Source organism: Saccharothrix espanaensis DSM 44229 (genome assembly GCF_000328705.1).
GTDB lineage: Bacteria > Actinomycetota > Actinomycetes > Mycobacteriales > Pseudonocardiaceae > Actinosynnema > Actinosynnema espanaense.
Map to the genome: position 1 here is coordinate 5,225,444 of NC_019673.1, position 10,347 is coordinate 5,235,790.

Genomic DNA, 10,347 nt, shown 5'->3' on the forward strand with positions numbered 1-10,347 from the left:
CGGAGCCATGGACGAGAAGTCCGTCACCGAACTGGTCGGCCGGTACATCGCGATCTGGAACGAATCGGACGACCGGGCGCGGCGGGCCTTGCTGGACGACGTCTTCACCCCGGGCGCGACCTACGTCGACCCGAACACCGCCGCCGAGGGCGCACCGGCGATCGACCGGTACATCGCCGCCGCGCAGCGCAACTTCGGCGGGATGAGCTTCACCTTCGGCGAGGTGCTGACCCACCACGACGCGGTGCACTTCGCGTGGCAGGTCGGCCCGGCGGGCGGCGCGCCCGTGGTGGGCGGATTCGACGTGGCGTGGCTCGACGGCGGTCGGATCGCCCGGTTGTACGGATTCTTCACCGGCTGCTGAACTGCTTCACGGCCACCGAATCGCCCGCCTGGTGGTCGCCGGGAAAGGAATTCGTGCCGACCACCAGGGGCAGCGCCCGGAGCAACCGGGCCCTTTTTGCCGAACCCGAGCCGGGCCCGCCGAAAATGCGGTGGAAGATTCGCCAGGTCGATTCGGTGATGCACTCGCCGATGGTGCCGAGCAGGTTCTCGAACAGCCGGGCGACCGCGTCCACGGACAGCGGTTCGAGCAGGATCCGGGTGCTGTTGGGCTGCGCCAGGCCCCACTGCGGGAACCGGCGGTGGAAGTTCTCGTTCGCGCACGCCACCACCAGCAGCATCCCGGACCGGCTGCACGACCCGAGCCGCTCGAAGAAGCCCCGGGTCGCCTCGTCGGCCAGGTGCAGGTCGTCCACCGCGATGACGACCGGCCGCCGCTGGGCGAACTCGCGCACGACGTCCTCCGCGTCGTGCACCGGCCGGGCCGGGTCGTGGTCGGGCGAGCGCAACTGCCGCAGCACCGCCGACGGGTCGATGCTCACCGAGCGGCTGACCCGGTAGCGCACGATCAGCGGCACCGGCCGGCCGGTGTCCTCCAGCAGCCGGCAGAACTCCATCAGCAGCCGGCTCTTGCCGGTGCCGTGACCGCCCAGGATGGTCACCAGGTGCGGGATGCTGCGCCGCTCGACCCGCTCGAACATCCGCTGGAGGATCTCCATCTCGTGCTCGCGGTCCATGAACGGCTTGGTGTCGACCGGGTAGTCCACCGACGGCGCCTCGGCGACCCAGTACGGCACCTCGCCGCCGGCGGTGGCCAGGTAGGACACCTGGTCGGCGGTCAGCGACCGGGTGCGGTCGGACACCCAGATCATCCCGACCGGGACCTGCGGGAAGATCTCCCAGCACTGGTCCAGCAGCGTCCCGTTGGCCGAGACCCGGCTCTTGCGCGGCGACGCGTCGGCGTGCCACTGGAGGTCTCCGGTCGCCACCATCGCCCGGATGGTCAGGCCGTGCTTGTGCTCGTCGGAGACGTCCAGGCTGTCGCGCAGCAGCAGGGCGAGCTGGGTGGCCTTGGCGGCGCTCTCGCGCGGGTCGGCGAAGTCGAACAGGGCGATCGTCGCCGAGCCGACCGACGCGAGGATCTCGCCGCCGCAGCACTCCACGCCGGTCCGGACCAGGGTGTGGATCCCGTCGAGCAGCTCGTCCACGCCGACCGGGTGGGTGCTGCTCGCCCCGGCACCGACGTGCGCCCGGACGATCATGACCGTCGCCTCGCGCCGGTGCGACGGCGGCGGGGCCGGCACCGCGACGCCCGGCGTGCCCAGCAGGTCGCGCAGGAACTCGTCGTCGGCGGCCGAGTCGGGGGCGGAGTCGGGGGCGAGCCACGACGCCAGGTCGGCGGGCCGGCCGGCGGGCACCTCGTCCGGCGCGGCGGCCGGGCCGCGCTCGTCCAGCGCCGGGTCCTGCGACAGGATCCGCTGCTGGAGGTAGCGCAGCCACGGCCCGGGTTCCAGGCCGAACCGGTCCACCAGCTCGGCGTGCGTGCGGCTGTAGACGTTCAGCGCCTCGGTCTGCCGGCCGGACCGGTACAGGGCCAGCATGAGCAGGCCGCGGGCCCGTTCCCGCAGCGGCTCGGTCTCCACCATCTTCTCGATGCCGCCGATCACCTCGCGGTGCCGGCCGGACTCGATCTCGGCCTCGAAGTACAGCTCCCGGGCGTCGGTGCGGGCGTTCTCCACGATGGTCGACTCGGGCCAGACCAGGCCGACCTCGGCGAGGTCGGCCAGCACGTCACCGCGCCACAGGTCCAGCGCGTCGCGCAGGATGCCGGCGGCCTCCGCCGGCAGGCCGTTGGCCATCTTCTTGCGGCCCAGCTCCAACTGCCGGTAGAAGGCGTGGACGTCGACCAGGTCCTCGTCCACGCTGAGCAGGTAGCCGGGCGACTGGGTGATCAGCGCCGGCACGGCGGCACCCGCGCGCAGCGCGCCCAGCACCGACCGGAGCGACCAGACCGAGTTCTGCAGGATCTTGCGCGCGGTGACCGGCGGCGCGTCGTCCGACCACAGCGATTCCACCAATCGGCTGGCGGCGACCACCTGGTTCGGTTCGAGCAGCAGCCGGCCGAGCAGCGCGCGTTGTTTCACCCCGCCGAGCGCGGCCCGTTCGTCGTCGCGGATGACCTCCAGCGGACCGAGCAGTCGAAACTGAATCATGATTTCTCCCCCAAGTACTCATGATGGCGAATCGGCCCCGGCTGCCCGCGCGCATCGGTCGCGGAGTGGGTGGCACCGCCCCGCGGCAATTCGCGGCCAGACGATTCGGGCGGAGTTCCCGCCACACGGCGGACGACGCCGGCCACGCGGAGGGCCCGACGTCACGGGGAGGGGTGCCCGCGACGGGACAGGCGTTCCGGGCTGGTCAGCGGCGCGCTGTTCGAGCAGGCCGGCCGTGGTGCGGAACCGGTCGACCCGGCCCGCCACCCGACGGCGACCCTACCGGCGGCGCGGCTGTCGCGACCGGGCCCTGAGATCCAGCGCACAAAGACGCACCCGGTCGAATGCGAGAATTGTTCGGCGTTGTTGCTGCCGTGGTGGAACCACGTACTCACCCCCAGAGCACACCCACAACACAGTCGCGACGCGAAGCGAAACAATCGCCGAGCGCCGCCGGCGGTGCCAACCCCCGCTGACCAGACCGCTTCCCGCGCAAATTACCACGCGAAATCCATTCAGCACAACCGCCCATTCAGTCGGATCGACTGCGCCGCGGTCCATTGCCACTGCCGCGGCCGGGCACCCTCCGGGGCCGGCCGCCACCGGGTCGATCCAACCAAACTCCGCCACCGGTCGGCCGTGTTCGGCGGCACCCGGGCCCGGCGCGCGCCCACCGCGCGCCCACCGCGCGGTCACCGGCCGGGCACACCCACCGGGATGGCCGTCGCGGCGAGCAGTTCACGGGTGTAAGGGTGCGCCGGTCGGTCGAAGATGTCGTCCACCGGCCCGGTCTCCACGATCCCGCCGCCGGTCATCACCGCGACCCGGTCGCTCACGTGCCGGACCACGCCCAGGTCGTGGGAGATGAACAGCAGCGCCGCGCCGGTCTCGCGGCGCAGGTCCAGCAGCAGGTCGAGGATCTGCGCCTGCACCGAGACGTCCAGCGCCGAGACGGGTTCGTCGCAGACCAGCACGTCCGGCTCGGTGCCCAGGGCGCGGGCCACCGACACCCGCTGGCGCTGCCCGCCGGAGAGCTCGCGGGGGCGGCGGTCCAGCAGCGCGCGGGACAGGCCGACCTGGTCGAGGAGCTCGGCGACCCGGTCCCGGCGGTCCCGGCCCCGCCGGCCGGTGCGGGCGACGGCTTCGGCGATCAGGCGTCGCACCGTGTACCGGGGGTCGAACGAGCCCAGCGGGTCCTGGTGGACGGTCTGGATCCGGGTGCGGCGGGCCCGCCGGGCGCGTTCGGGCAGCCCGCTCCACCGCTCGCCCAGGAACCGGACCTCGCCCGCGTCGGGGGTGGTGAACCCGAGGGCGATGCGGGCCGCGGTGGTCTTGCCGGAGCCGGACTCGCCCACCAGACCGAGGGTTTCGCCGCGGCGGAGGGTGAACGACACGTCCTTGACCGCGTCGTACCAGGACCGGTCGGGCGCGCGGAAGCGCTTCGACACGCCGACGACCTCGACCAGCGGCTCACCGATCACCGGGGGCGGGGCGGCGGTGAGGTCGACCGGCACGGGCGCGGCCGGGGCCGGGTACCAGCAGCGGGGGCCGGGGACGGGCTCGGGCAGCGCGGTGCGGCAGCGGTCGTCGGCACGGGCGCAGCGGGCGGCGAACGGGCAGCCGTCCGGGCCAGGCGCGGGGTTGTCCGGCGGGGTGGTCGACAGCCGGACGCCGCGCGGGCGCGTTCCGGGCACCGCCGCGATCAACGCCTGCGTGTACGGGTGGCACGGGTCTTCCAGCACGTCGCGGACGGGACCGTGCTCGACGACCACGCCGCCGTACATCACCGCGATCCGGTCGGCGATGCCCGCGACCACCGACAGGTCGTGGCTGATCAGCAGCAGGGCGGTGCCCTCGTCCTTCAGGCCGCGCAGCAGCCGCAGGACCTGGGCCTGCACCGTCACGTCCAGCGCGGTGGTCGGCTCGTCGGCGATCAGCAGGCGCGGCCGGGCCGCCAGCGCCGAGGCGATCAGGGCGCGCTGGCGCAGGCCGCCGGAGAGCTGGTGCGGGTGCTGGCGGGCCCGCCGGTCCGGCTCCGGGACCCCCACGCCGGTGAGCAGCTCGCGCACCCGCGCGGGGCGTTCGGCCCGGTCCACGACGCCGTGCACGCGCAGCGCCTCGCCGATCTCCGCGCCCACGGTGCGCAGCGGGTCCAGCGACACCAGGGCGTCTTGGAGGACAAGGCCGATCTCGCGGCCCCGCACCCGCCGCCAGCCCGCCTCCCCGACGCCGGTCAGGTCGCGCCCGTCGAACGACAGGGTGCCCGCGCGGACGGTCGCCGTGTCGCCGGCCAGGCCGACCAGCGACCGCGCGGTGACGCTCTTGCCGGAGCCGGACTCGCCGACGATCGCCAGGCACTCCCCCGCGTCCAGCGTGAACGACGCGCCGCGCACCGCGCGCACGCCGGGGAAGGTGACGTCGAGTCCTTCGACGACGAGCAGGCTCATCCGGACGTCCTCCTGGTGAACGCCGCCTGGAGCCGGCGGCCTACGACGTTGACCGACACCACGGCCACCGTGATCGCCGCGCCGGGGAACACGGCGGTCCACCAGGCGACGGCGAGGAGCTTGCGGCCCGAGGACAGCATCGAGCCCCACTCCGGTTCCGGCGGGCGGGCCCCGAGGCCGAGGAAGCTCAGGCCGGACACCGCGATGATGGCGGTGCCGAAGCCGATCGTGGCGAGCACGAGCAGCGGGCCGAGCGCGTTGGGCAGCACGTGCCGCGCGATCAGCACGGCCCGCGGCAGCCCGAGCCCGACGGCCGCCTCCACGTACCCGGAGCGGCGGACCACCAGCGCCTCGGCCCGGACCATCCGGGCGTAGCCGGGAACGAGCGCGACCGCGATGGCGATCATGGTGTTGCCGGGTCCCGCGCCGAGCACGGTGATGACCAGCAGCGCCAGCATCAGCTCCGGCAACGAGAGCAGCACGTCGGCGAGCCGCATCAGCGCGGTGTCGGTCGCGGTGCCGCCGAGCGCGGCGGTGATGCCGAGCAGCGCGCCGACCGTGACCGCGATGAGGATCGCGCCCAGGCCGACCGACAGCGACGAGCGCGCGCCGTGCACGACGCGGGCGAACACGTCGCGGCCGAGCTCGTCGGTGCCGAACCAGTGCCCGGCGCCGGGCGGCAGCAGCGCGTCGACCGGGGCCGGGTCGATCGGCGACGCGGCGGTGAACCAGCCGGGCGCGACGGCCGCCAGCGCCAGCACGACGACGACGGCACCGCTGGTCAGCACTGCTGCGCGGGGGATCCTGCGCACGCGGGTCACCTCGTCCGCAGCCGGGGGTCGACCGCCAGGTAGAGCAGGTCGACCAGGGTGGAGATCACGACGAACACCAGCGCCGACAGCAGCACCAGGCCGATCACCAGCGGCATGTCCTTGTTGGTGACGGCCTGCAGCGTCAGCGCGCCGATGCCGGGGCGGCCGAACACGGCCTCGACCAGCACCGCGCCGCCCAGCAGCGAGCCGGTGAGCCAGCCGGCCAGGGTGACCAGCGGGATGGCGGCGTGCCGCAGCGCGTGCCGGGCGCGCACGGCGGTCCGGCTCAGGCCGCGGGCGCGGGCGGTCACCGAGAACGGTTCGGCCAGCGCGGCTTCCAGACCTTCGCGCAGCACCTGGGAGAGCACGCCCGCCACCGGCAGCGCCAGGGTCAGCGCGGGCAGCACGAGCGCGGAGAGGTCCTGCGCCCCGGAGACCGGGAACCACCGCAGCGAGAACGAGAACGCCGACAGCAGCAGGATCCCGACCCAGTACGGCGGGCTGGACACGGCGAGCAGTTCCCAGCCCGAGGCCAGCCCCTTGGCCACCCGGCCGCGACCGGCCGCGCCGATCGCGGACCCGACCGAGACCGCCGCGGCGAGCACCAGGGCGGCCAGGGCGAGCGCGGCGGTCGGGCCGGCCTGGTCGGCGATCAGGTCGACCACCGGCCGCTGCAACTGGTAGGACCGGCCCAGGTCGCCGGTGGCCAGCCGGCCGACGTAGTGCAGGTACTGCACGACGACCGGCTGGTCCAGCCCGTACTCGGCCCGGATGGCCTGCTGCACCTGCGCGGACGCCTGGGTGGCCGGCCCCAGGATGATGGCGACCGGGTCGCCCGGGATGAGTTGCAGCGCGGCGAACGCGAGGCTGGCCGCGCCCAGCAGGACGGCGAGCGCGGCCAGGACCCGGTTCGCGGCTCCGCGCAGGAGCGGGCGGATCACCTCTGGTCGAGCCAGACGTCGTAGAAGCCGAGCCGGGCGTCCCGGGTGTAGGCCAGGCCGCGCACCGACTTGCCGACGCCCGCGGAGTTCACCGGCGTGTACACCGGCAGCACCAGGGCCAGGTCGACCACGGACCGCTGCTGCACCTTGGCGTAGGACTCGGCGCGGGCGGCCGGGTCGGCGGTGGCGCGGCCGGCCTCGGTCAGCCGGTCCAGCTCGTCGTCCTTGGTGAAGGTGGCGTTCTGGCCGCCCTTGCCGGGTTGGCTGGCGCTGTTGAAGAACAGCCACAGCACGTCGGGCTCGAACCGGTTCCAGCTGTAGTCGGTGAAGTCGCCCTCGCCGCCGTAGACCTGCTTGATGAACGTGCCGATGTCGGGCTGGTCGCGGACCACCTCGACGCCGACCTTCTTCAGGTCCGCCTGGAACGCCTGCCCCAGCACGTCACGCTGCTCGCGCAGGTACGGCGGCGGCATCAGCGGCCACTTGACGACCAGCCGCGCGCCGTTCCTGGTGCGGTAGCCGTCGGAGTCCCTGGTGGTCCAGCCGGCCTGGTCGAGCAGCTTGCCCGCCTCCGCCTGGTCGAAGCGGACGCTGTTGTCCAGCTTGGCGTCGTAGCCGGTGGTGCTGGGCGACAACGGGCTCCACGCCCGCTTGTACTGTCCGAAGTAGACGGTCTTGACGCCCTGGTCGACGTCGATGGCGCGCTGGACGGCCTTGCGCACCAGCGGGTCGTCGAACGGGGCCTTCGAGGCGTTGAGGTAGAGGTTGTAGTTGCCGCCGGGGATGTCGCTCTTGAGCAGCGTGACGTCCGGGTTGGCTTCCAAGGTGCGGATGTCGACCGGCGCGATGGCGCGGGCGACGTGGATCTGGCCGCTGGTGAGCGCGCCCACCCGGACCGAGTCCTCGGCCAGGAACCGCACGGTCAGCTTGTCCAGGTAGGCCGCGCCGGTGTGCGCGGAGCCCTCGGGACCCCAGTTGTAGTCCGGGTTCTTGCCCAGGACGATGCTCTGGCCCTTGGTGTAGGCGGTGAAGGTGAACGGCCCGGTGCCCACGGCGACCGGTCCGCCGCCGGCGAGCTTGTCGGCGTTGTCCGCCAACGCCTTCGGCGAGTAGAACCCGAGGTAGGTGGTGCTCGCGCCTTGCAGGAACGGCGCGAACGGGGCGGTGAAGGTCACCTTCACCGTGCGCGGGTCGACCACCTCGGTGCCCGCGTACGGGCCGAGCAGGCTGGCCGCGAGCTGCGACTTGGTGGCGGGGTCGGCGATCCGGTCGAAGTTCGCCTTCACGGCGGCGGCGTCGAACGGAGTGCCGTCGGTGAACTCGACGCCGTCGCGCAGGTGGAACGTGTACGACCTGAGGTCGGGCGCGATCTCCCACGAGGTGGCCAACCAGGGCGTGAAGCGGCCCTCGGCGTCGACCGACACCAGCGAGTCGAACACGTTGCGCAGGATCTCGCCGGTGATGTCCTGCGGGCTGACGTGCACGTCGAACGAGACGGGCTCGCTGTCCACGGCGAAGGTCAGCTCGCCGCCCGGCACCGGGTTCGCCGCCGGGCCGGGTCCGGCACCCGCCCCGCCGCCGCACGCGGCGAGGGCGAGCACGAGACCGCAGACCAGGGCGGCGACCCGGCGCGACGGGGACTCTACGGTGGCTCTGCGCCTGGGCATGGTGGGGTGCTCCACAACGTCGGTTGCCTGATTTCCCTTGGGCGGCAACGAGAATCCGCCACAGGGCTGAACCGACCGTAGTCCGGGGATCCGAAGTGGAGGCACCCCTGCCCACCCCTAGCGCCCCCTACTCGCCGCGGGTGCCCCTGGACCGGGGCACCCGCGGCCGGGGTCAGGGCAGCCAGCGGGCCAGGACCTCGTCGGGCACCGGGACGACCGGGCCGCGCGGGAAGCGCGGCACCGAGATGCGCAGCGCGATCCGCCAGCCCGCCCAGGTGCGGTGGAACTCGTCGAGGTAGTCGCCGTTGGTCACGCCGCCGTCGGCCAGGACGGCCAGGTAGCGGCTGCGCACCCGCAGCACGTCCGGCGGGTCGTCGGGCGCGCGGGTGACCACCGAGTCCAGCGTGTGGTGGTCGACCCGGTCGGGTCCGATGGCCACCGCGAACTCGCGGATGGCGTCGAGCCCGCGCACCTCGCGGCCGGTGCCCATGGTCAGCCGGATCACCGCGTCCTCGGTGAACACCAGCGGGAACCGGTCGAGGTCGCGGTTGTCGAACACGTGCGGGAACAGCGCGCACACCTGGTCGACGGCCGCGATCTCCTCCCGGGTCGGCGCGGCGCTCACGGCGTGACCTGCTGGAGGATGCCGAGCCGGTCGGGCAGCACGCGGTAGCGCACGACCTGGCCGTCGCGGAAGGTGAGGTGGCTGACGCTGTGGCCGACGAACCGCCGGCCGGTGCCGGGGACGCCGAACATGTTCCCCCGGTGGACGCCGTCCATCCGCCAGTACACGACGACCCGGTCGTCCTCGGCGACCAGCTCGGTGATGGTGGTCCTGACGTCCTCCACCGTCTCCCACAGCCAGGTCGCGTGCTGCCGGAACCCGTCGCGGCCCTGGCCGCCCGCGGCCTCGTCCACCGCGTCCTCGGCGATGATCTCGTCGACCACGTCGAGCCGGCGCTGGTTGACGAACTCCTCGTAGTACCGCCGGGCGACTTCCTTGTTGACCTCGATGCTCACTGCACGCCTTTCTCGCTCGGGGGGGTGGTGGTCAGCTCGGGGGTTCGCCGAAGACGGACGGCGGGAGCAGGATGCCGCCGTTGGCCGACAGGCCGCCGTCGACCGACAGCACGGTCCCGGTGATGTAGGAGGCGGCGGAGGAGGTGAGGAAGAAGATCGCCTCGGCCTGCTCGCGCGGCTGCGCCCAGCGCCCGAGCGGGATGCGCCGGGCGATGGTCTTGCCGAACGTCGGGTGGTCGACCTGGGACCGGGTCATCGGGGTGACCGTGCCGCCGGGGGCGATCGCGTTGATCCGGATGTTCTCCGGCGCGTAGTCGATCGCCGCGCCGCGCACCAGGTTGATCTGGGCGGCCTTCGCGGCGTTGTAGGCCCACGTCGACGGGTCGCCGCGCAGCCCGGACACCGAGGCGGTGACCACGATCGCGCCACCGCCCGAGGCGCGCAGCGCCGGTGCCGCGCCCCGGATGCCCGCCGCCGCGCCGATCACGTTGACGGTGAGCACCTCGGCGAGCCGTTCGAGCGCGCCGGGCGACTCCAGCGGGCCGCCGCCGCCGTAGCCCGCGTTGAGCACGGCCGCGTCGAGCCGGCCGAAGCGCTCCAGCGCGGCGCCGGCCGCCTCGGCGTTGGTGCGCTCGCGGGCGACGTCGCCGATCACGGTCGCCACGTCCGGCCGGTCGGCCAGGTCGGCGAGGCCGCGCGGCGAGATGTCGACCGCGACGGCGTTCCAGCCGCGCTCGGTGTACAGGTCGAGGGTGGCGCGACCGATGCCGGAGCCGGCACCCGTCACGATCACGACCCGGGTCGGCTCTTCTGGTGTGGACACTGGGTTCGTCCGGTCCTCTCGTTGTTCTCGGTTCTGGGTCTGTCGGTTCTGGGTCTGTCGGTTCTGGGCGGGCCGTCGGCCG

The 10,347-nt window shown here is 73.4% G+C and carries 9 protein-coding genes; 1 reads left to right on the top strand and 8 read right to left on the bottom strand.

Features of this window, described 5'->3' with window-relative positions; translation table 11 throughout:
* The first annotated feature begins 7 nt into the window (after window positions 1-7).
* A complete protein-coding gene (locus BN6_RS22880) occupies window positions 8-364 on the top strand; it encodes a nuclear transport factor 2 family protein (protein WP_015102118.1) in 357 nt (118 codons plus the stop codon).
* Here the strand turns inward: BN6_RS22880 and BN6_RS42240 are convergent.
* From BN6_RS42240 to BN6_RS22920, 8 genes are all read right to left on the bottom strand, one after another.
* Entirely contained in the window at window positions 351-2,555 is a 2,205-nt protein-coding gene (locus BN6_RS42240; RefSeq protein WP_015102119.1) for an AfsR/SARP family transcriptional regulator, read from the bottom strand. The genes BN6_RS22880 and BN6_RS42240 overlap by 14 nt on opposite strands.
* A gap of 692 nt (window positions 2,556-3,247) precedes the next feature.
* Window positions 3,248-5,002 carry a dipeptide ABC transporter ATP-binding protein gene (locus BN6_RS22890; RefSeq protein WP_015102120.1) on the bottom strand — a complete coding sequence of 585 codons (1,755 nt, stop codon included), beginning with the start codon at window positions 5,000-5,002 and terminating at the stop codon, window positions 3,248-3,250.
* The gene (locus tag BN6_RS22895) at window positions 4,999-5,814 is read right to left on the bottom strand and encodes an ABC transporter permease (protein ID WP_015102121.1); all 816 of its coding nucleotides are present in this window, start codon (window positions 5,812-5,814) and stop codon (window positions 4,999-5,001) included. Before BN6_RS22895 ends, BN6_RS22890 begins: the two co-directional genes overlap by 4 nt.
* Before the next feature lie 5 nt (window positions 5,815-5,819).
* Window positions 5,820-6,755, bottom strand: a complete 936-nt coding sequence (locus tag BN6_RS22900; RefSeq protein WP_015102122.1) for an ABC transporter permease — start codon at window positions 6,753-6,755, stop codon at window positions 5,820-5,822.
* A complete protein-coding gene (locus BN6_RS22905) occupies window positions 6,752-8,422 on the bottom strand; it encodes an ABC transporter substrate-binding protein (protein WP_015102123.1) in 1,671 nt (556 codons plus the stop codon). The genes BN6_RS22900 and BN6_RS22905 overlap by 4 nt, the downstream gene beginning before the upstream one ends.
* 172 nt (window positions 8,423-8,594) lie before the next feature.
* Window positions 8,595-9,047 (bottom strand): nuclear transport factor 2 family protein, encoded by a 453-nt coding sequence (locus BN6_RS22910; protein ID WP_015102124.1) that lies wholly within the window; start codon window positions 9,045-9,047, stop codon window positions 8,595-8,597.
* Entirely contained in the window at window positions 9,044-9,442 is a 399-nt protein-coding gene (locus tag BN6_RS22915) for an ester cyclase (RefSeq protein ID WP_015102125.1), read from the bottom strand. Before BN6_RS22915 ends, BN6_RS22910 begins: the two co-directional genes overlap by 4 nt.
* Before the next feature lie 31 nt (window positions 9,443-9,473).
* Entirely contained in the window at window positions 9,474-10,265 is a 792-nt protein-coding gene (locus tag BN6_RS22920) for an SDR family NAD(P)-dependent oxidoreductase (protein ID WP_173430494.1), read from the bottom strand.
* Between the last annotated feature and the right edge of the window lie 82 nt (window positions 10,266-10,347).